Genomic DNA, 21,722 nt, shown 5'->3' with positions numbered 1-21,722 from the left:
AGGAGGTGTACAAAAATGAATTTACAATCTCTTATAATAGGTGCTCTATCGTTTTTAGCTTCAACTCTTATTTTTTATACCGTTAGTTACGTATTATTATTAGATTTGTTGCCCAATCACGTATTTATTGCCCTTGTCATCCTTTCCGCTCTTATGATTTCTTTTCTTATTACACGAAAATCAATGAATGAGCCATCTGCAAAAGCAAAGTAATAGAGAGGGGTGCTTTCCCCTCTCTATTATCATTTCCTAGGAAAGGTCATATAGATTTGACGAGTTTATATTCATTCCAATCCGTAAGGGCTAATTAAAGTCTCACTTTATCTTTGAAAATTCATTTTTTCACCATAATCTTTAACAATCTGAATTATATTTTGAAACACACCTATTTTTTCTTTTTTACTGTTTAATATTTTCAAATCATAACTTTCGTAATATGTTTCTAATGATTTTAATTGTGATTCTGAAGCGCTTTTTATCGGAACAGTAGCATGCAATTCATATTGCTTATACCCTTCCTTTACTTTTTCACCTAAAATCATTTCACTCTCTTTTGCTCCAATTAATTTTTGAACTTTTTCTGGAAAAGTGAGTTGCAAATAATATTCTTGCTCCTTCACTAACTTATTGTATAGTGATTGTGAAATCGTATACCGTACCGTATAATTCACGTTTTGATCGCCTGTTTTAATATGAAACGCGGTAATCTGCAAATCTTTTTTTGTTACTTCCGTTAAAGGGCTTACCTGCATCTCATCTTCTTTTTGTTCTGAGACATTTGGAAATATATCCAAAAGCTTTTCCGTATCTTTTTCATTCAACATATACATAGCTTTCTTATATTGCACCCATCCTCGTCTATCTTCTCCCCTTAACCATGCATAATAAGTTTCTTTTTTCCCATCTCTACTAATTTGTATTTCATATTCAGGTTCACCGAAGCTTCCTGTTATTTCTTGTTTCTCAGCTTTATTCAAAATGTCTATTACTAACTTCGCTTCTGATTCCTGCAACTTTTTCTCTTTATGTTTTTTTTGTATAACGGTTACCCCTATTGTTTCTTTCACTTCATTCACCGTCTCTTCTACTTTTTTTGTTTCTTTTTTTCGGCTCAACTTGATCACAAGCTGCTAGTAACATAACAAACAACAACACCAATACATATTTCCCTTTCAAATTAATCCTCCTCTTACGATAAGAAATCCTTATAATCTTCATACATAAAACAAAAACGTGACATCCTATTAAATACGCTATACTAATCATTGAAAGGAGGTCTTTATCATGTCCATTAATTTTCATGATGAAAATAATAAGTACACATATGCAACAAGAAACGCTCATATTTCTTGGGCTGAAATGGTAAAAAACATTACAGAAATACAAAACAAGCAAATAATTGATATCGGCTGTGGTGGTGGGATTTATACGAAAGAACTCGCTCTTATGGGAGCCAATAATGTTGTGGGACTTGATTTTTCAAAAGAAATATTACAAGCTGCAAAAGAAAATTGTAACAACTTTTCAAACATTTCATTCATCCACGGTGATGCACATAATATCCCATACCCTAATGAAACATTCGACATAGTTATTTCGCGTGCAGTTATTCATCATTTACAAGACATTCCTACATTTTTACGTGAAGCTTCTCGTATATTAAATAAAAACGGTGTACTTATTTTACAAGATCGAACAATTGAAGATTGTACAATTCCAGGAAGTCCCGAACACATTCGCGGATATTTTTTCTCTCTATTTCCAAAACTTATTGAAATAGAGTCAAAAAGACGTCCAAAAACCAACACTATACAGACAGAATTACAAAAACATTCTCTTCACGTACTTCCCACACAAACACAATGGGAAATACGAAAAATACATGATTCTGTAGAAGCATTATTGCAAGATTTATCTCCTCGAACAGGTCGATCCATTCTATATGAGTTAACAGATGATGAACTTTCTCAACTTCTACAACATATACAGACCGCATTACAAAACGTCTCTCCTATTATTGAAAGAGATCGATGGACAATTTGGAGCGCCATGAAGTTGTAAGGAAGGAAGCCTCACAAAATAATGTGAGGCTTCCTTTCTTTCATAATCTAATTTTGCAACACTCTTGATATCCTCCACTTCTGGCCTGTGCACTTCCACACTTCGGACATACTAAATATCTAGACTGATTTGTCAACAAACTACCTTTTTGAAAGAGTAAAACTTCTGCTTGTTTAAACGAACGCGAATAATATAACCACATAAAACCAATTATAGCAATAATGCCAAATAATACTCCCATCGCAAGCATTTCAGTCACCTCTTTTGGTTTGTTCTTTCCAGCAAGTGGATTGTTGTATTATTCTCTATAAATTCAAACAATCCCTTCTTCACTCCTATAAATATCAATTTTCTCTATAAAATTTACAATTCTCCGCAAATTTTCACTCCCATTTTACAATTCATCATTTCCTTTACAACAACGAATATCACTTTCGATATTTCCGTATATAAATATATCTTTCAAAAAACATATTGACTTTCTAAAAAAACATGCAACAATACTGTCAGAATACTTGAATAAAAATTCATTGACGAGAACGAGTACGTTATAGAACTGTTCCCCAGAGAGTTGGCGATTTGCTGAAAGCCAACGTTCAGCGCGTAACCGAAAATCATCTCCGAGAAGTAGAACCGAATGTTACAGTAAGTTCTTACCGGCCGTCCCCCGTTACAAGGAACACGTATCATGTTGTACGTTGCAAAGCCGTATACATATAGATTTATTTCTACATGTGTAAATTAGGGTGGTATCGCGGGTAAATATAACTCGTCCCTTTCTTTAGGGACGAGTTTTTTGTGTTCTTACAAATGAATGAAAAAGGAGGAAAAACAATGAACACTGTATCAAAAAAACATATTTTTTTCACGGGTCTTATGCTATTTTCTTTATTTTTTGGGGCAGGTAATTTAATTTTCCCTCCCATGCTTGGCCAAAATGCAGGTGAAAACTTTTGGCCAGCAATGATTGGATTTTTACTAACAGGAGTTGGCTTACCACTACTAACTGTTATCGCAATTTCTCTATCAGGAAATGGAATGCAGCAACTTGCAAGTCATGTTCATCCATTATTCGGAATTTTCTTTACAGTAATTGTATACATTGCTATCGGTCCATCTATGGGCATCCCACGTGTTGCAAATGTCGCTTATGAAATGGGTGTTAGTTCTTTCTTACCAGAAACAATCCGCTCTAGCAGCCTAGTGCTATTTGTATATACAATCATCTTCTTTACTATCGTATTTTGGCTGAGTTTGAATCCATCTAAACTTGTTGATCGTATTGGAAATGTATTAACACCTATTTTATTACTCTCTATTTTCTTATTATTTGTTAAAAGTGTATTTACACCACTTGGGCAATCAGGACCAGCAATGCAAGAGTATCAAACTTCTCCAATCTTCAAAGGCTTTATGGAAGGCTACTTAACAATGGACACTATTTCAGCACTTGCATTCGGAATTATCGTTGTAAATGCAATTCGCTCTAAAGGTGTGAATGATCGTAAGTCCATTGCCATCGCCACAGCAAAAGCAGGGCTGATTGCCGCTACAGGGCTCGTACTTGTATACGGTGCACTCGGCTGGCTTGGGGCAACTAGCGTCTCGCTCGGATATGCAAAAAATGGCGGACAGCTACTTACTGTTATCGTACAACAATTATTCGGTCCATACGGTTTGCTCCTATTATCTCTTATCGTTACACTCGCTTGTTTAACGACATGCGTTGGACTCGTATCTGCGTGCAGCCAATATTTTTCAACATTATTGACTACATTTTCATACAAAACGTTCGCGAGTATCATTTGCGCATTAGGATTACTAGTTGCCAACTTAGGTTTAACAAAAATTATCGCAATCTCTGTTCCAATTCTGCTTGTTGTGTATCCAATTGCAATTGTACTCGTACTACTATCATTGCTTCATAAATACTTCGGTGGATATCGCTCTGTTTATGTAGGTGCTTTAATCGGAGCAGCTGTAGTAAGCGTATTTGATGGATTAAAACAAGGTGGTATTTCAGTTTCATTTATCACACCATATTTTGAATTTATCCCTTTATATAATGAAGGAATCGGCTGGCTAATACCAGCATTAGTAGGAGCTCTTATTGGTCTTGCAATGGCTAAGTTAAGCGGTACGAAAAAAGTTCCATTAGTAACCGACTCTCACGAAGTAAAAGCCTCCTAAAAAAACTACCCAAAAGGGAGTTTTTTTACATTTGATACGCAGCATGATTAAAACTGCTTATTTTATAAGCTTTCGTATAATATTCAATATTCGTATCAACTGTTTCTACCTTGACAACATCATAGTGCTCTTCTTGCTTTACTAAAAATAAATAGTATTCCTCTGTTGCCTCAATAATCGCAATTTTATCTGTTTCAACATTATATTGTTCACAAAGCGCTTGTAATGCGTTCACATAATCCCCTAATTTTTTAGACTTATCCATTCCGAATATAGTTTGAACTAACATATACATTCTCCCCTTTATATGTACTGTTAACACCTCAATGATAACGCTTACATTATTTATCGTCAATAAAAACATTCAATTGTTTTAACGCCAAATCTATATTGTATCGAGCCAATAATCAGCGAGGAATTCCCCGCCAATTAAAGTTTCACTTTATCCCGCATTAACTGCCCGTAAAAGCCCGATTGGTGAGGGCTGATAATCAGTGGGGGAGGAACAACCTCCCCACTGATTAAAGTTTCACTTTATCACTTCGTTAATTGATGCCTAAATGCATAAATAACCGCCTGAGTACGGTCACTTACATTCAATTTATTTAATATATTACTCACATGTGTCTTTACCGTTTTCAGTGCAATAAATAACTCGTCCGCAATCTCTTGATTACTTTTTCCCTCTGCGATTAATAACAAAATCTCAAACTCTCTTTCCGTTAAATCATCATGCAAAGGTTGCTCTTTCTTTTGACGCATACGGGACATCATTTTCCCGGTAACTTTCGGCTCTAATACTGTTTCTCCATCATAAGTAGCTCGTACAGCATCAGCAATATCACTTGCTCTTGATGTTTTTAATAAGTAACTGGTCGCCCCAGCCTCAATAACAGGATACAATTTTTCGTCATCTAAAAAGCTTGTTACAACTACAATTTTTGCTTCTGGCCATTCTTGAATAATAGCACGTGTTGCTTCGACACCATCCATCTCATCCATAACAAGGTCCATTAAAATAATATCCGGCCTTAATTGCAATGCTAATTCTGATCCTTTTCTTCCATTCTCAGCTTCCCCTACTACTTCAATATCTGGCTGTGTAGATAAATATGCCGATACACCCATACGAACCATTTCATGATCATCGACAAGCAATACTTTTATCATACTTCTCCTCCTCTCTCAATCATAATCGGTACTTTTACTTCTATTTGTGTACCTTTGGCCGGGAAACTAAGTACCTTGAGTGTCCCACCAATTTCATGAACACGCTCTTGCATCGATCTTAGGCCATATGAACCAGCCTTATTAACCCCTACTTCAAACCCAACGCCGTCATCAATGATTTTTAAAATCGCATATTGATCAATTTTTCGAAGGCGCACTTCTGTTTTCTTTGCCTTCGCGTGTCGCAACGTGTTTGATAGCGCTTCTTGCACAATACGGAATAAATGATCTTCTACACCTTTTTTTAATTCTATTGGCTCAATAAGCCATTCAATTTTCATATGTTGTTTTCGCGATAATTCCGTTAATAATTCCTCTATACCTTCTGTCAGTTTCTTACCTTCCAATTGTACAGGACGTAAATGAAGGAGCAATGCTCTCATTTCTGATTGAGCATTTACAACCATATTTTCAACAAGTTGCAATTGTTTTTTTGTCACATCTGGAAATTCAGTTATTTGTTCATTAATCGCTGACATCATCATCGACATTGCGAAAAGCTGCTGACTTACTGAATCATGCAACTCCCTTGCTAAACGATGCCTTTCTTGAGAAATCGCTTCTTGTCTCATCTCTTCATTCCAATGAGCTCGTTCATTTGTTACTTTTTGAAAGAGTCCAGCTTGCTCCTCTAATCGACGAGCCAGAACGATTACTTTTCGTTCCACTTCATGAAATTCATCATCTGCAGTAAACGAAACATCGCTCGGAAAATTCCCTCGCTCTACTTCAAATAGAAACGTATTTAATCCTTGTATACGCTGCTCTATATAGTAACCGATTGCATATCCTACAATTCCCCCGATAAGTAAACTTGTAGTCATAATAAACAAGCCAATTGGAACAGAAGCGATGGATTCCTTCCATAATAAATCATACACTTGTTGCTCGCTTTTCCATACATATACAATTGTACAAATGAGTGCGATACTAACAGAGGACAACATAGAATAACGAATATACATCCACGAAATATTTTTTTGTTTCTTCATTATACTTTCCTCACTTCCGTGTCGCCTACGACAAGCGAAGAAATAATTTTAATACGACGAGGAGCCTCTTTATACTGCTCTGTTCTAAATGTAACATTGCGGTTAAACCCTGTCTCTTCATGACCTGGCAAGAGCACACGTCCGACAATAACAGAATGATTTAAAGAAAGTTCAATATCATATGGCACATATAAACGAATATTACCAACGACACCCCGAATAACAATTACCGTTTCCCCTTCTGGAATCATAGCAGTCGTTAAATCTATTTCCACATCACAGGCACCATATTGAACATTAATATCCTCAAGTTCATAAATATGATCCATCATTCGTACATTGCCTACAAACATATTTTTTAAATATGTTTCTGTACGATATATTTGCTTCTCTTCGTCTATAATCCCTTTTTCTTTAATTTCAACCTTCATTGCTTTTTGCTGATGTCCTTGTTGAATCAATTGATAACCTATTAAAGCTAAACAAGCAAATACGACAAGAACAAATGCTGCTGATGAAAATAAGAAGAATAAAAATACGATACCACCAACAAATAAAAATACATTTCCCCGTACATAACGATTCTTTTTACGATAATGCCTTCCAAACATAAGCATAATAAATGCAAAAATGAGACCACCTGGTTCAAAATGTCCAAGTATCATATCAAGAAAAAGACCGAACCCAAATATGATGAGGAGCATCCCCATTAATTGTGTCTTTGAAAAATGTTTCTTCATTTCAGCTCCCCCCTTCTTGTCACATATACATAGAAGAAAAGGCATTGCTTTCCAACACCTTTTCTCCTATCACTATATCATAAGCCTGTTTTATAATATACTACTATTATTTTGTTAACTCTTTCGTTAACGATACATCATTCTTTTCTTTCATTTCACGCTCAAGTTTTGCAATTTTCATATCAAATGTGTCACGCTCATGCTCTTCATTCATACGAGTTTCTAAGTCACGAATATGATCTTCAATCTCTTCAAATCGTAAGAATGGATTATTTTCATCCATTTTATGCATCGCAGTATTCATACGACGATTTGCATGTGCCATATTTTCACGTGCCATTAGTTCCATACGCTTTGCGTGCATTTCTTTTAATTTATTTTTCATTTCAGAAAGACGACGCTCTAACTCATCAATTTGCTCTACAACACCTGCATACATTTCTTCTAATCGAGTTACTTGCCCTTCATAATAAGCTACCTCTTCTAACGCACGTTCGTGCAATTGTAATTCACCTGCTTCTTGAGCAATGATAGCTTGCTTTGATCTTTTATTAACGAAATAACGTGCTTGCTCAAGCTCACGAGCAAAGTTAGATTTTAATGTTTTATGACGCTCAATTAACTTCTCAATTTTTGTTATTTCACGCTCACTATCACGTAAATATTGGTTTAACATCGCAATTGGATTTTTTCTTTCCTTCTCATCTAACACGTTATGAAAATCAGCTAAAATTGCATCGCGTACACGTCCGAATAAAGATTGTTTCATTATAAATCTTCCTCTCTTCTACTTTAATTATGATTTGATTTATTGTTTTAGTTTTTCATTAATTTGTTCCACTCATCTTCAAAGTTGCTATATGATTTAGAACTTTCTGGAGCAGATTCAACAACTACATCTTTTTCTTTTTTCCACTCACGGTATCCGTAGTATAAAACCACTAAAGCAGCGATACCGATTAATGCTGGCGAATGAGAAAGTGCAATGGATAAACCGATTAAACCAACAATACCCCAAGCTAACTTTCCAAAAAATGATTTAGCTCGCACAAATGATTTATAGCTCCAATATACAACTCCTGCTCCGATTGCGAATCCTACAATACCAGCAAGACTACCAAGAGCAATTAAAGCCAAAATACCGGCTGCGATAAACGCTAGAAATTGTTTCATCTTGTGCTTGCCTCCCTTCGATTTGATACTCTTATCTTAACTATTTTTTCATCTTCCCATAACGAGCTTAAGAACCGTTTTTAACTCAGACTTAAGACCGAGTCATATTCAGCCCTTTACGCAAAAAACGTGCAGAGTCTATTCTCTGCACGTTTTTTAATTACTAACATTCATATTAAATTAAGCTGTTTTATGATACTCTTTTTTCTCAGCTACTTTCGAAAACCTTGGAAACCCAATTAAAATAGAAGCAATCCCACATACTCCAACTAAGATTGGATAAAATGCATATGGCAACAATTCAACCGGAGATAACGCTGCAAATCCTGCTGCCGTTAACATTTGGGCACCGTACGGAATTAATCCTTGCACACAACATGAGAAAAGATCTAATACACTCGCTGATTTACGAGGGTCTATTTCATATTGATCTGCAATATTTTTTGCAAGCGGGCCTGTAAAGATAATTGAAATCGTATTATTCGCTGTACACATATTCGTCATACTCACTAAACCAGCAATACCAAATTCCGCTCCTTTTTTCGAACGAATATTACGTGTTAATACATTCATTAAATATTGAATACCACCATTATATTGGATTAATTCAACCATACCGCCAATTAACATAGCAAGTAATACTAACTCCATCATACCGCCCATTCCAGTCGTTACACTTTTAAAGAAACTTTCTAACGTGTAACTTCCATCTATAAGACCGATAACACCAGATAGTACAGTTCCACCAGTTAATACAATAAGTACATTCCAGCCAAGTAGCGCTGTAATAAGTACTCCTGCGTACGGTAAAATCTTTATCCAATCAAAGCTATGTGCTTTAATGTGCGTGTCACTCCCTGAAGTAACTATTACTAATAGTACAATTGTAATAATAGCCGCTGGTAACACAATTAAAAAGTTCGTTTTAAACTTATCTTTCATTTCTGTTCCTTGTGAACGAACAGCTGCGATTGTTGTATCTGAAATAAATGATAAATTATCACCAAACATCGCTCCGCCAACAACAGTAGCCATTGCAAGCGCAATTGAGATATCGGTTTGACCACTAATACCTACAGCAATCGGCGCTAATGCTGCAATTGTTCCCATTGAAGTTCCCATCGCTAATGAAATAAATGCACCAATAACAAAGATTCCAGCTACGATAAATCCTGGCGGTAAAATAGTTAGCGCTAAATTAACAGTTGAATCTACTCCGCCCATTCCTTTAGCAGTTTCAGAAAATGCACCTGCAAGCACAAAAATTAATACCATAATCATGATATCCGGATTTCCTGCACCTTTAGCGAACCGCTCTACTTTCACATTAAAACTTTCTTTACGATTCATCACTAAAGCGACTCCTACAGCAATTGAAATCGCTACAAGTATCGGCAATTTATAGAAATCACCTGTAATAATTCCAGAACCAATAAATAGCGCCAAAAATATCCCAAGTGGTAATAAAGCTAAACCATTTCCTCTCGTTTCTTTCAAAGTACCATCTCTCCCTAGTTTCAACCTTTTTCTAATGAATAACAAAAGACCTCTTCCGATGAGAAGAGGTCTTATACATCTATAAGAAACACTCTTCTCATCTTTCAAGCACACGCTTGCTGGATTTGGCACAGCACTCTGAAATCGAGTCCGCTGCCGAGGCATCGTAGGGCCAGTCCCTCCGCCTCTCTTTATAAGAAGGTTTCATATTTATTTTTTAATAATAATTTCTTCCCTAACTTTACTCGCTTACAAAACAAAAGTCAATTATTTTTTGTATAGATTTTTTTGGTAATTATACAAAAATTTGAATACAACAATCATTTTAACTTTTCGATTTCTTCTTCCAATATTGAAATCCAATAAAATTCACTATTTTTCATTGTTGCTAATATCCATTTCGTAGTGTACCAAGCTAGCTCATACTCTTCCTTCGTGACATCACCACTTTTATAAGCATCCTCTAGCTCCTCTTCATCTAATACATACACCTTACCGCTAGATAATAATACTACATCTAAATATAAATCATCAAAATACGGTAAACCACGATCGTCTATTTTATATTCTTTCGCCACATCGATATAATATTGCACTAATTTTTTCTGATCATCTAACATAGCGGTAATCGCAAAGTTTTTCCCGTCTATGAAATATTGAATCCACGTATACTGATCCGCTGCAATACAAAGTTCTTCACCATCATATTCTTTACAACTAGGCTCTCTCACCTTTTTTATATCCAGTATTCCGAGCATTCCCTCTTCCATTTGCTTAACCGTATAACTCTTTTCTATTAGTCTCTTCCACGAAGAACCGTCACCATATTTACGTTTCATTATGTCTACTCCTCTTCTATATACAGAAAAGCTCCCACATATTATGTGAGAGCTTGTTCATATTATAATTAAGCCGCTTGACCCTTTTCAGAAATCTCTTTTAAATAAGCTTGTCCTTTTTCAGCGTCATATTGACCTTCCCACTTAGACATAACTACAGCTGCTAAAGAGTTTCCTACAACGTTAACTGCTGTACGAGCCATATCTAAAATACGGTCAATACCAGCAATGAACGCTAAGCCTTCAGGTGGAATACCTACTGTACCAAGTGTCGCTAATAATACAACGAATGATACGCCCGGTACACCTGCGATCCCTTTTGATGTAACCATTAATACAAGCAACAATGTAATTTGTTGTGTAATAGATAAATCAATACCGTACATTTGCGCTAAGAAAATAGCCGCAATTGCTTGATATAAAGTTGATCCATCTAAGTTAAATGAGTAACCTGTCGGAATAACGAAAGATGTAATTGCTTTCGGACAACCGAATTTCTCCATTTTCTCCATGATTTTTGGTAAAACTGTTTCTGAGCTTGCTGTAGAATACGCTAAGATCAGCTCGTCTTTTAAAATCTTAAAGAATTGGAAAATGTTAATTCCAAATATTTTCGCTGTAAGTCCTAAGACAACTACGACGAAGAAAATCATTGCTCCATATACGACAATTAGTAATTTCCCTAATGGAATTAATGAAGCAAGACCAAATGTAGAAACTGTAACACCAATTAGTGCAAACACACCAAATGGTGCAAATTTCATAACTTGGTTTGTTACGTAAAACATCGCGTCAGCTACACCTTGGAAAAATTGAAGAACTGGTCTTCCTCTTTCACCAATCGCTGCTACACCTAAACCAAATAGTACAGAGAAGAAGATAATAGCTAGCATATCTCCGTCAGCTAACGACTTCATAATGTTCGTTGGAACAATATTTACAAATGTATCTGCAAATGAATGACTTTGTACTTGCTCTGTCGTATGTGTATATTTCGAAATATCTGTCTTTGTTAACTGCTCCATATTTACGCCTTTTCCTGGTTGGAAAATATTCGCTATTAATAGACCGACAATAATTGCAATTGTTGTAATGATTTCAAAGTAAATAATTGTTTTTCCGCCTAGTCGACCTAATTTTTTAACATCGCCAACACCAGCAACCCCAACAACAATACTTGCTACAACAATTGGCACAACGATCATTTTAATTAATCGGATGAAAATATCACCAATTGGTTGTAAATAACTCACCACTGCTGGATTGCCAAAGAAAATCGCCCCAACCGCAATACCAAGCGCAAGTCCTATTAATATTTGCCATGCTAGTCCTATTCTTTTCATATTTGTTGTAACCCCCTCTTCGATGTGTCACTCTATCTCTCATTCTATCTCTATAAAACTAAGAAATTAAGAGTATTACATATTATTCGACAATTCACTACATTTTGTCCCTGTTAAAAATCATAAATCAAAAATTTAAATCTGACAACAAAATAACTTTGCCCGAACGCAAATAATTTTCTTGACAAAAAGTAGACCTATGTCAGAAAACCTCACATGAGAACGATTCCTCACTAGTGTTTTATTAGCTTTCCAAGTAATATTTCACCTCATAAAAACGATTACTTTCCTCCTTCATTTTACAGGAAAATTCCAAAATACACCTTTGTTACACATATGAATAAAATGTAAGCACTATGACAATTACAGTTGAAAAATGATAAATTCCGACAAAACTTAGCAATTTCATAAAATTTTCTTTACATTATGATTACAACGATAGACACCCTTCTTCTTATGATATATAACATTCATAGGGAAAGGAGTCAGACAACAATGAAAAAGAAATTTGCAGCGTTTAGTGTTTTAGCAGCAGGAACGATTTTTGCTTCCCCGTTACTTTCACCCGTATACGCTGAAACGAATCAAGATAAATTATCTAACATTCAATCTGAATTAGAAGGCAAACAAAGTGACTTACAAAATAAATCAGTCGAGAAAGAACAAATAGAAAAAGAAATTCAAGAATTACAGAAGAAAATCGATGAATTAACTACTTCCATTAATAAAAATGAGACTGAATTAAACGATACAAAAAAAGAAATTAGCAAAACACAACAAGTAATTACTGACAAAAAGAAACATATAGAACAATTACAAACAAACATAGATACACGTCAGGAAGTTATTAAACAACGATTACAATCTATGCAAGAAAAACCGCGTACAAATATCATTACAGAAGTATTAACAAACTCTACAAACATTGCTGATCTTGTTGATAATATGTACTCCGTAAGTTTAATATTAAACAACGATACAGATATTGTAAAAAAACAAACATCTGATCAAAATGCTGTAACGACAGAAAAAGAGGCTGTTGAGAAAAAAGAACAACAACTGAAAGACTCTGAACAAAAACTAGAACAAAAACAACAAGAATTACAAAATAACCAACAGCAGCAACAAACTCTTATTAACGATCTACATACGAAAGTAGCAAAAGTAGATTCAGAGATTGAAGGATTAGAAGAATCCAAGGGCATTTTAGAAAATCAACGTCAAGCTGTTCAAAAAGCAATTGAAGAAGAAAAACGGGCGGAAGAAGCTCGTAAAGCGGAAGAAGCCCGCCAGGCAGAAGAGGCTCGCAAACAACAAGCTACTAAATCTGCTCAAGCAACTCAAGCAGCTCCAACACCACATGATACAAACATCGGTGGCTTTATCAAACCAGCAGCTGGATCAAAAACTTCCGGATTTGGTGTACGTTCTTTAGATAACCATAAAGGAATTGACATCGCTGCTTCGGGAACGGTTCCAATTATCGCCGCTGCAGATGGCGTTGTTATTCGTTCAGAATTATCATCTAGTTACGGAAACGTAGTGTATTTATCTCACCGTATAAACGGAAAAACATATACGACAGTATATGCTCATATGAATAGCCGTTCTGTATCGAATGGACAAACTGTAAAACAAGGCGATCAGCTTGGATTTATGGGGAACACGGGCCAATCATACGGACAACATTTACACTTCGAACTTCATCTTGGAGAATGGAATGTCGGCAAGACAAACGCAGTTGACCCATCTCCTTATATCGGATTATAAAAAACCTCGGTGCCTACCGAGGTTTTTTATTTACACTTCACACAATATAGGCATTCTACATAGACTATAACTAAATGCCTATAGTTTACGGGGTGATCAATATGAATACGCAATTACAACAAAAAATAGAAGAAGCTAGAGAGACGTATATTGGCCGGATATTTACATTTGGCGGCTCAGTATTATTTTTAATCGGTTCATTCCTTGCAGTCACTACAGCCTATAAAGCATATAATCGTTTATTACACTCATCAACATCCACATAAAAAAAGACGGGAGATCCCCGCCTTTTTTTATGCAAACATTTTAAATACACCTATCGCATTTAAAAATACAATTATTACAGTTACCGGAATAACATAACGAAGTAAGAAGAACCAAATGTTAAATAACGTTTTCCCCTTCGTTTCCGTCACTTCTAATTCTTTCATCAATAACTCTTTACTCATTTTATTTGGTACAAATAATGAAATAGCTAGTACTCCTAACGGTAGCAATACGTTACTTACCGAAAAGTCAACTAAATCAAAGAATGTTTTCCCGAATATTTTCACGTCACTCATAATCCCAAATGATAAAGCTGATGGAATACCGACTGCAAAAATAAGAATACCGATTAATAATGATGCTGACGGACGCTTCTTCTCATTACCTTTCGCAACAGATGCTACTACAATTTCAAGCATTGAAATTGCTGATGTTAAAGTCGCAAAGAAGAATAAAATTAAAAACATAATAAAGAAAAATTGACCAAATGGTATTTTTGCAAATACTGCTGGAAGGACGATAAACAGTAGTCCTGGTCCTTCAGTCGGTTTAACTCCCAACGCAAAAATCGCTGGGAAAATTGCTAATCCTGCAAGTACTGTAACAAAAACAGTTAAACTTACAATAGATGTTGCTGATTTCGCTAAATGTTCCTCTTTCTTTAAATACGAACTATACGTGACCATTACTGAGGCACCTACTGTTAGTGAGAAGAAAGATTGTCCCATCGCGTATAAAATCGTATCTGCTGTAAGCTTTGAAAAATCTGGCTTTAAGAAGAACTCTACTCCAGCAAAAGCACCATCGAGTGTTAACGCACGAACAATAATCGCAATAAATAAAATAAATAATAGCGGCATCATGTACTTACTTGCCTTTTCTATACCTTTCTCTACACCTTTACTTACGACAAAAATTGTACAAAGCATAAAGATAAATTGTGCTCCAATCGCACTTAACGGATTTGAAATCGTTTCACCGAACAATTGTCCATAATCAGCTGCTCTATTCCAGAAACTTCCTGTCACACTATAATATAAATAAAGTAAAATCCATCCACCTACAACACTATAAAAAGATAGTACACTAAAACAAGTAACAACTCCCATACGACCAATCCAAGGATATACTTTGCTATTTGGCACTAGTACTTTATAAGCTGTAACGGCCTCTTTTTGCGTGCTACGTCCAATAACAAACTCCGCTATTAAAAGAGGCATACCTATAAATAAAGTTAATAGTAAAAATACAAGGAAGAATGCGCCTCCCCCGCCATTACCTGCAACATATGGAAATTTCCATATCGCACCAAGACCTACTGCGGCTCCGGCTGCTGCGAGTACAAAGCCTATTTTCGACGTCCATTGCTGTGTTTCTTTCATCATAAATTCTCCTTTTCTGAATATTTAAACTTTTGTTAATTATACACTTTCATTTCATACTCGCACACCTCCTTTAGAAAATAAAAAAGTCCCCTACACGCAAATATGCATGTAGAGGACGATATATGTAATATAAATACCGTGGTACCACCTCAATTGGATTGATAAATCCCACTTGTTCAAGTACAGGAATAATTCCGATACTCTATCCTTTTAACGGCGGAACCCGGGTTGCCTACTACAATGTTCAACATACCTCTCGCAAGCCCATTCTGTATATTTTATCGTACCGGGCTCCCACCTAACCCCAGCTCTCTGAACGCATCAAATATACGTACTCTTCTTGCTCATCGATTTTATCTATTGAAGTTACTTGTGATTATAAATTATATTTTTATATTTGTAAAGCTCACTTTATCTTTTATTATTTTAAAACCTTTTCCTCTAATTCTCGTAAAAAACTTTCTCTTTTCCCCTCGTTTTGCACATATACTGATTTCAACACTTCTTGGAGCAATATATTTCGCTCTCTCTTTTCTAACTGTAAATCTTTTAACTTCACCCTTACTTCATATAAAAAATCTAAATACGATTCATATGTCTCATCATATTTATTTGCAATCTCATCTCGAATTTTTTTTGCGAGCTTAGGGCTCGCTCCCCCAGTAGAAACTGCTATATTAAGTAAACCACGATGAATCGCTGCCGGAAAATGAACATTACCACTTTCCGGATTTGTAATAACATTTACTAATTGATTCTCGGCGGCATCTTCAGCAACTTGTTCATTTAATATTGAATCACTACTCGCTGCAACAACTAAAAAAGCACTTTTAATATCACTTTTCTCATATTCTCTTTGATACCAACGAATTTTCTTTTCTTCCACAAGTTTTACTAAATTCGCATCTAATTCTGGACTTATCACAACTATATCCGCACCCTGTTTGAGTAAAGGAATAATTTTAAATCCTGCAACTTTTCCCCCACCAATAACAACAACGCGTTTCTCATTAACTCGCACTGTAAGTGGATACATACTGATCTCCTTTCAATAACTCCGTCGTTTTCTGAATTAACATATCTTGAAACGCTTCATTCTTCCCTAAATATGGACTGATTTTTATCTCTCCCAATTCATATTGGCGCACTTCTTTCTCAATATGTTTCATAAGTAAACCTGTAAATAACAAGTAAGGCAGTACAACGATGTTCTTTTCTTTTTGTTCTACAACTTCCTTTAATTTCTCCTCAAATTTTGGCTCTGCAGCCGCTAAATAACAAACTTCTACTTTTTTAACCTTCTCTTTTGTTTGAAATAAAGAAGCAATCCAGTTTATATCTCTTAATACTTCAGGATCACTGCTCCCTCTTGCAACGAGAAGTAACGTCACTTCATTTTTATCTTCCTGTTCGATGCCACTTCCGCTATACACCGATTTAACAAGTGTTTCTGATACACCAAACGGATTACCATAGGTCACTTTAACATCCGAAAATTGATTGGTTAATTTTTCTAATTCAAAAGGGATATCTTTTTTTACATGCCCTGCCGCTAATAAAAAAACAGGGATAGCAATAATCTCAGTGGCCCCACGCTTCACACATGTACGAAAACCATCTTCAATAGAAGGATTCGCTAACTCTAAAAAACAAACTTCTTGAATAGTCGCTTCTATACGGCTCATACACGATGTAATAAATTGAATCGCCTCTTCTTTCGCTGTCTTCAAACGACTTCCATGACATATATATAAGACGGCTTTCATTTTACAACACTCCACTTACTTGATAAGCATTTTCTGTCTGCTTCTCAAACCAATGAATTTTTTCTCTAAAACGGACAACCTCTCCAATTACAATCATACTCGGATTTTGAATTTGCTCTTTTTTCGCAACATCTACAATTGTCCCTAACGTTCCAACAACTGTGCGTTGCATAGACGTCGTCCCCTGCTCAATAATAGCAGCTGGCGTACTTTTATCTTTTCCATGCTTCATAAGTTGCTCACATATGTAGGGCAAATTACTAACCCCCATATATACCGCTAAAGTCTCTACACCTTTCGCTAAACTTTCCCATTTCACTTCTTCTTCAGCACCTTCTTTCCTATGCCCAGTCACAATAGCAAAACTTGCACTTGCATCACGGTGCGTCACTGGAATGCCCGCATAAGCAGGAGCAGCTATTCCAGCTGAAATACCAGGAATGATTTCAAATGGTACACCTTGCTTTGCTAATGCTTCAGCTTCTTCTCCCCCTCTACCAAACACAAATGGATCGCCGCCCTTAAGCCTCGTTACAACTTTTCCTTTTTTCGCATACTTAATAAGAAACGTGTTAATTGTCTCTTGCTTCATCGTGTGATAATTCGGGAGTTTTCCGCAATAAATTAAATCCGCGTCAGGCTTTGCGTGTGAAAGCAGCTCTTTATTCACAAGTCGGTCGTATAAAATAACATCTGCCTTCTCAATACATTTCAACCCTTTAACAGTAATTAAATCTGGATCGCCAGGACCCGCTCCAACAATATAAACCTTTCCCATCATCTCTCCTCATTTCTTCTATTAAAATGAAACTTCCATTCGTATATAAGAATGGAAGTTTTTATTTTTTCGTATTACTGATCTCTACTCATGGATAACAAATGCCGCACCTTTTCGAATCTTCTTTTTTTCAAACAAAGAAATCTCTTTTACCTCTGGCAACGGTAAAAAATGCTTTTCAAGCTCAATCTCCGCAAGCTTAAATGCCTGTTCTTCACTTTGAGCAACAACAACAATCGGAACAATACTATTTACTAACACAGCTTCAAATCGATATAAATCCATATCGTCCCTCCTAAGACGCTATGACTTCTTCTAACACGTTATTTAACGCTATTTGTAATGTATCTACACCAACACGACCTACAAAATCATAAAATGTCTCGGCTGGTAATTTATTCTCTTTGAAATAACTTATAAATGATGCAAGTACATCAGGTAGATCCTCGCCATCTATTTTTCCTTTTAACTTTTGATTGTAGGCACCGCCATCTAATAATGTTCCACCTACGTATATTTCAAACGCTTCAACAATGCCTTTTTCCTTCGTTTTCATTTTCACACCTTGTAACCCAATGTCAGCAATTTGACGTTGACCACATGAATTCGGGCAGCCTACCATATGAATTCGAACTGGAACATCGAGTGCAATTTGTGTATCTAAGTATTCTGCAATTTTCCGTAATCTTTCTTTCGTTTCTACTAGTGCAAGATTACAATATTCAATACCGGTACATGAAACCGCATGACCAATAAATGATTTCGGGCTAGCAGATATCGCTTCAAACAGCGGTTCACTAAGTAATCCTTTTACATTTTCCGGAGGAACGTTCGGAATAATGAAGTTTTGCGAGTTACATGTACGAATTTGTCCATTTCCATATTGCTTTGCGATTCTTGCAATCTCAAACATTTCTTCTGCATGTAAACGACCTACCGGTACATTAAAACCTACATATTTTAATCCCTCTTGTTTTTGGTCTTGAACACCATAAAAATAGCCTGCATTCCATCCTTTGAGTGCACTTTCCCCTTTACTTTGTAAAGGCCCTGTATACTCTATTAGTTTCTCTTTAAATTTCTCTGCTCCCCAGTCCGCAACAAGAAATTTCAACCGAGCTAAATGACGTTTTTCACGATATCCAAAATCACGGAATATAGTAGCAATCGCAATCGCCACCGCCTTCACTTCTTCTGGTAAAACGAATACATCTAATTCATCAGCTAAATACGGACGGGCTGATAATCCTCCACCTACTTTTATATGAAAACCAATTTTTTTCTCACCATCTATTTCTTTCGTAGCAGGTGTAAATGCAACACAGTTAATCTCTGCGTTTGCTGAATTATAAATATTAGAACTAATAGACATTTTAAATTTACGTGGCAAGTTAGAAAACTCTTCATTATGTTGGAAGTAATCATATACTTCTTTTACAATATGCGTTGTATCAAATAGTTCATTTGCATCAATGCCAGCAAGCGGATTACCTGTAATATTCCGCGTTATATCACCACAAGCCCCCGCTGAAGATAACCCAACTCTTGCTAACCTTTTAAAAATATCTGGAATTTGCTGAATTTCTAACCAGTGAAACTGAATCGCCTGTCTCGTCGTAATATCTATTACATCACGTCCATAATCTTCAGCGATAGAAGCAAGTGCTTCTGCCTGTGCATTTGTAATAATCCCTGACGGAATATTTACCCGCATCATAAAATAACCAGCTTCTTTCGGTCTTTGTAAATACAAGCCTGCCCATTTAAAGGCATCCCACTCTTCTTTCGGAATAGATTCGAAACCATTTTCCGCATAGTAAGGAATATCATTAAAAATTTCTAAGCCATCTTTTTCTAATTTATTTTTCTCGGTCTGATTTAATTTTTCATTGTTAGCCCATACTTTTTCATAATTCATTGTTTATCCCCCTATATAAAACTACGCTCTTGTAAGTACTTCACGATTTGTTCTGCACATTCTTCAATAGAATATTTGTGCGTTTCTACAATTAATTCTGCTTGCTCTGGCTCTTCATAAGGCGAATCAATACCTGTGAAATCCTTAATATCACCTTTTCTTGCCTTTTTATAAAGCCCTTTCGGATCACGTTTCTCACACTCTTCAATCGGACACTTCACAAAAATTTCAATAAATTCATCTGCCGCTAATAAATCTCTTACTTGTTTACGGTCTACTCGAAATGGTGAAATAAATGCTGTAAGGACAACTGTTCCTTGATCTACAAATAACTTTGCCACTTCGCCAATACGTCTTATATTTTCCATGCGATCACTTTCAGAAAATCCTAAGTCTTTATTTAAACCGTGGCGAATGTTATCCCCATCCAGCACATAATTTCCAATATTCTTTTCAAACAGTTTACGAGCGACCGCATTCGCTACTGTAGATTTACCCGAAGCTGATAAACCAGTAAACCAAATTACAAAACTATGATGTCCATTCTTCAATCTTCTCTCATCTTTTGAAACCGAAGCTGTATGCCAAGTAATATTCGTATCCATCTCGTTCTCTCCCTATTCTGTTACTACTTCTTTTTTTAAACCTTTAATTAGCACTTCTACTACTTCTTTACGACTAAATGTACTTGGCGGAATCTCACCGTTTCTTAATAATTCTCTTACTTTCGTACCTGATAAAATAACATGATCTTCTTTTCCGTGCGGACATGTTTTCGTTGAAGCCATCGCTTCACATTTCGTGCAGTAAAAACTATGTTCAAAGAATAGTGGTGTAATGCCTAACTCTTCTATCGTAAAATTCGTGAAGATTTCTTGCGCTTCGTATGTTCCGTAATAATCTCCTACTCCGGCATGATCACGTCCTACAATAAAGTGGGTACATCCAAAATTCTTTCTTACTAACGCATGAAATATCGCTTCTCTTGGTCCTGCGTAACGCATTGCAGCAGGAAATACACTTAAAAAGACACGATTTTTCGGATAATAGTTTTGAAGGAGTACTTCATAGCTTTCCATTCTTACATCAGCAGGAATATCGTCCGATTTCGTTTCTCCAACGAGTGGATTTAAAAAGAGACCATCTACAATTTCAAGAGCAGACTTTTGGATATACTCATGGGCACGATGTACCGGGTTTCTCGTTTGAAACCCGACCACTGTTTTCCACCCACGTTTTTTAAATTCTTCCCTCGTTTCAATTGGGTCTAAATGATAAGAAGGAAATTGATTATTTTCAAAGCGTTTTGTTAGAATAATAGTTCCTCCAACGTAAACGTTTGGTCGTTCATATAATTTTTCCACTCCTGGATGAGCCTCATCCGTTGTTTTATATACAAGTAACGCTTCTTTTTCTTTATCTGGTACAAAAATATCTTCTATTTGAATGACACCATATATATTTCCATTGTTGACAAGCTTTACTTCCTCTCCAACTTTCAGGCTTTCTGCGACTTTTTCTGTTACAGGTAATGTAATTGGTATACTCCACACACTACCATTTGCTAAACGAAGCGTTTCTACAACTGAATCATAATCTTCCTTCCCTAAAAAACCAGTAAGGGGGCTATATCCACCTGTCGCCAATAGTTCTAAATCACTTAACGCAATATTGTCTAACTTAATTTCTTTTTCAATTTGTGATACGTCATATGCCTCATCTATACGGTTTACTAATTCGTTTACTATACTCATTTTTCTATATCCTCTCTTA

The 21,722-nt window shown here is 35.9% G+C and carries 23 protein-coding genes, 1 pseudogene, 1 riboswitch and 2 other annotated features; of the genes and pseudogenes, 5 read left to right on the top strand and 19 right to left on the bottom strand.

Translation table 11 applies throughout. From position 1 onward, the window contains the following. Positions 1–15: 15 nt before the first annotated feature. Complete coding sequence (locus HMPREF1014_RS19170) at positions 16–213, top strand: hypothetical protein (RefSeq protein ID WP_001053356.1); 198 nt, start codon at positions 16–18, stop codon at positions 211–213. 107 nt (positions 214–320) lie between these two features. Here HMPREF1014_RS19170 and HMPREF1014_RS19165 read toward each other — a convergent pair. Next, a pseudogene (locus tag HMPREF1014_RS19165) lies at positions 321–1,176 on the bottom strand (YhfM domain-containing protein). A 108-nt stretch (positions 1,177–1,284) separates the two neighbouring features. Between HMPREF1014_RS19165 and HMPREF1014_RS19160 the strand changes: the two are divergent. Next, positions 1,285–2,061 (top strand): class I SAM-dependent methyltransferase, encoded by a 777-nt coding sequence (locus HMPREF1014_RS19160; RefSeq protein ID WP_000026285.1) that lies wholly within the window; start codon positions 1,285–1,287, stop codon positions 2,059–2,061. Positions 2,062–2,101: 40 nt separating this feature from the next. Here HMPREF1014_RS19160 and HMPREF1014_RS19155 read toward each other — a convergent pair whose 3' ends face one another. After that, positions 2,102–2,311, bottom strand: coding sequence for a hypothetical protein (locus HMPREF1014_RS19155; RefSeq protein WP_000880630.1), 210 nt, complete (start codon positions 2,309–2,311; stop codon positions 2,102–2,104). 271 nt (positions 2,312–2,582) lie between these two features. Then, positions 2,583–2,841: a binding site (T-box leader), on the top strand. A gap of 54 nt (positions 2,842–2,895) precedes the next feature. On the opposite strand from HMPREF1014_RS19155, the gene brnQ3 reads away from it, so the two are divergent. Further along, the gene (gene brnQ3 / locus HMPREF1014_RS19150; protein ID WP_001099142.1) at positions 2,896–4,251 is read left to right on the top strand and encodes a branched-chain amino acid transport system II carrier protein BrnQ3; all 1,356 of its coding nucleotides are present in this window, start codon (positions 2,896–2,898) and stop codon (positions 4,249–4,251) included. 25 nt (positions 4,252–4,276) lie between these two features. Here the strand turns inward: brnQ3 and HMPREF1014_RS19145 are convergent, their stop codons facing one another. The 9 genes from HMPREF1014_RS19145 to gltP all read right to left on the bottom strand — a co-directional run bounded on the left by HMPREF1014_RS19145 (position 4,277) and on the right by gltP (position 12,065). Beyond that, a complete protein-coding gene (locus HMPREF1014_RS19145; RefSeq protein ID WP_115735452.1) occupies positions 4,277–4,615 on the bottom strand; it encodes a DUF3922 domain-containing protein in 339 nt (112 codons plus the stop codon). Positions 4,616–4,788: 173 nt separating this feature from the next. Then, entirely contained in the window at positions 4,789–5,421 is a 633-nt protein-coding gene (locus HMPREF1014_RS19140) for a response regulator (protein ID WP_000598707.1), read from the bottom strand. After that, complete coding sequence (locus HMPREF1014_RS19135) at positions 5,418–6,473, bottom strand: sensor histidine kinase (RefSeq protein ID WP_000744326.1); 1,056 nt, start codon at positions 6,471–6,473, stop codon at positions 5,418–5,420. The genes HMPREF1014_RS19140 and HMPREF1014_RS19135 overlap by 4 nt, the downstream gene beginning before the upstream one ends. Beyond that, positions 6,473–7,213, bottom strand: a complete 741-nt coding sequence (liaF, locus tag HMPREF1014_RS19130) for a cell wall-active antibiotics response protein LiaF (protein WP_000716095.1) — start codon at positions 7,211–7,213, stop codon at positions 6,473–6,475. Before liaF ends, HMPREF1014_RS19135 begins: the two co-directional genes overlap by 1 nt. A 106-nt stretch (positions 7,214–7,319) precedes the next feature. After that, complete coding sequence (locus HMPREF1014_RS19125) at positions 7,320–7,982, bottom strand: PspA/IM30 family protein (protein WP_000814127.1); 663 nt, start codon at positions 7,980–7,982, stop codon at positions 7,320–7,322. Between the two features lie 47 nt (positions 7,983–8,029). Then, entirely contained in the window at positions 8,030–8,386 is a 357-nt protein-coding gene (locus tag HMPREF1014_RS19120) for a lmo0954 family membrane protein (protein WP_000808641.1), read from the bottom strand. Between the two features lie 180 nt (positions 8,387–8,566). After that, entirely contained in the window at positions 8,567–9,883 is a 1,317-nt protein-coding gene (locus HMPREF1014_RS19115; RefSeq protein WP_000665490.1) for a Na+/H+ antiporter NhaC family protein, read from the bottom strand. 94 nt (positions 9,884–9,977) lie between these two features. Next, positions 9,978–10,083: riboswitch (SAM riboswitch) on the bottom strand. Between the two features lie 120 nt (positions 10,084–10,203). Further along, positions 10,204–10,722: a ribonuclease FAU-1 family protein gene (locus tag HMPREF1014_RS19110; RefSeq protein WP_000824658.1), complete on the bottom strand. Its 519-nt coding sequence runs from the start codon at positions 10,720–10,722 to the stop codon at positions 10,204–10,206. Positions 10,723–10,790: 68 nt separating this feature from the next. Beyond that, positions 10,791–12,065, bottom strand: coding sequence for a glutamate/aspartate:proton symporter GltP (gene gltP, locus HMPREF1014_RS19105; RefSeq protein ID WP_000821134.1), 1,275 nt, complete (start codon positions 12,063–12,065; stop codon positions 10,791–10,793). A gap of 495 nt (positions 12,066–12,560) precedes the next feature. Here gltP and HMPREF1014_RS19100 point away from each other — a divergent pair, with 495 nt between their 5' ends. Beyond that, positions 12,561–13,835: a murein hydrolase activator EnvC family protein gene (locus HMPREF1014_RS19100; RefSeq protein ID WP_000726088.1), complete on the top strand. Its 1,275-nt coding sequence runs from the start codon at positions 12,561–12,563 to the stop codon at positions 13,833–13,835. 101 nt (positions 13,836–13,936) lie between these two features. Beyond that, positions 13,937–14,101, top strand: coding sequence for a hypothetical protein (locus HMPREF1014_RS31715; protein ID WP_001096002.1), 165 nt, complete (start codon positions 13,937–13,939; stop codon positions 14,099–14,101). Positions 14,102–14,128: 27 nt separating this feature from the next. Here HMPREF1014_RS31715 and HMPREF1014_RS19095 read toward each other — a convergent pair whose 3' ends face one another. The 8 genes from HMPREF1014_RS19095 to sat all read right to left on the bottom strand — a co-directional run bounded on the left by HMPREF1014_RS19095 (position 14,129) and on the right by sat (position 21,703). Continuing rightward, positions 14,129–15,484 (bottom strand): sodium-dependent transporter, encoded by a 1,356-nt coding sequence (locus HMPREF1014_RS19095; RefSeq protein WP_000665441.1) that lies wholly within the window; start codon positions 15,482–15,484, stop codon positions 14,129–14,131. A 111-nt stretch (positions 15,485–15,595) separates the two neighbouring features. Then, positions 15,596–15,844, bottom strand: a binding site (T-box leader). Between the two features lie 64 nt (positions 15,845–15,908). Continuing rightward, on the bottom strand, positions 15,909–16,523 hold the full coding sequence (locus HMPREF1014_RS19085; protein WP_000283363.1) for an NAD(P)-binding protein: 615 nt from the start codon (positions 16,521–16,523) through the stop codon (positions 15,909–15,911). Further along, the gene (locus HMPREF1014_RS19080) at positions 16,498–17,253 is read right to left on the bottom strand and encodes a sirohydrochlorin chelatase (protein WP_000648885.1); all 756 of its coding nucleotides are present in this window, start codon (positions 17,251–17,253) and stop codon (positions 16,498–16,500) included. The genes HMPREF1014_RS19085 and HMPREF1014_RS19080 overlap by 26 nt, the downstream gene beginning before the upstream one ends. Before the next feature lies 1 nt (position 17,254). Then, positions 17,255–18,031: a uroporphyrinogen-III C-methyltransferase gene (gene cobA, locus HMPREF1014_RS19075; protein WP_000521255.1), complete on the bottom strand. Its 777-nt coding sequence runs from the start codon at positions 18,029–18,031 to the stop codon at positions 17,255–17,257. Between the two features lie 84 nt (positions 18,032–18,115). Beyond that, positions 18,116–18,316, bottom strand: a complete 201-nt coding sequence (locus tag HMPREF1014_RS19070; RefSeq protein WP_000366913.1) for a DUF3906 family protein — start codon at positions 18,314–18,316, stop codon at positions 18,116–18,118. A gap of 10 nt (positions 18,317–18,326) precedes the next feature. Continuing rightward, positions 18,327–19,949, bottom strand: a complete 1,623-nt coding sequence (locus tag HMPREF1014_RS19065) for a nitrite/sulfite reductase (RefSeq protein ID WP_001105423.1) — start codon at positions 19,947–19,949, stop codon at positions 18,327–18,329. Between the two features lie 11 nt (positions 19,950–19,960). Then, on the bottom strand, positions 19,961–20,554 hold the full coding sequence (cysC, locus tag HMPREF1014_RS19060) for an adenylyl-sulfate kinase (protein ID WP_000380497.1): 594 nt from the start codon (positions 20,552–20,554) through the stop codon (positions 19,961–19,963). Between the two features lie 12 nt (positions 20,555–20,566). Further along, positions 20,567–21,703: a sulfate adenylyltransferase gene (sat, locus tag HMPREF1014_RS19055; protein ID WP_000029481.1), complete on the bottom strand. Its 1,137-nt coding sequence runs from the start codon at positions 21,701–21,703 to the stop codon at positions 20,567–20,569. Between the last annotated feature and the right edge of the window lie 19 nt (positions 21,704–21,722).

The organism is Bacillus sp. 7_6_55CFAA_CT2, from assembly GCF_000238655.1.
Classification (GTDB): domain Bacteria; phylum Bacillota; class Bacilli; order Bacillales; family Bacillaceae_G; genus Bacillus_A; species Bacillus_A cereus.
Note: the sequence above shows the minus strand (reverse complement) of the source record. Positions and strands in the feature narration are given on the sequence as shown.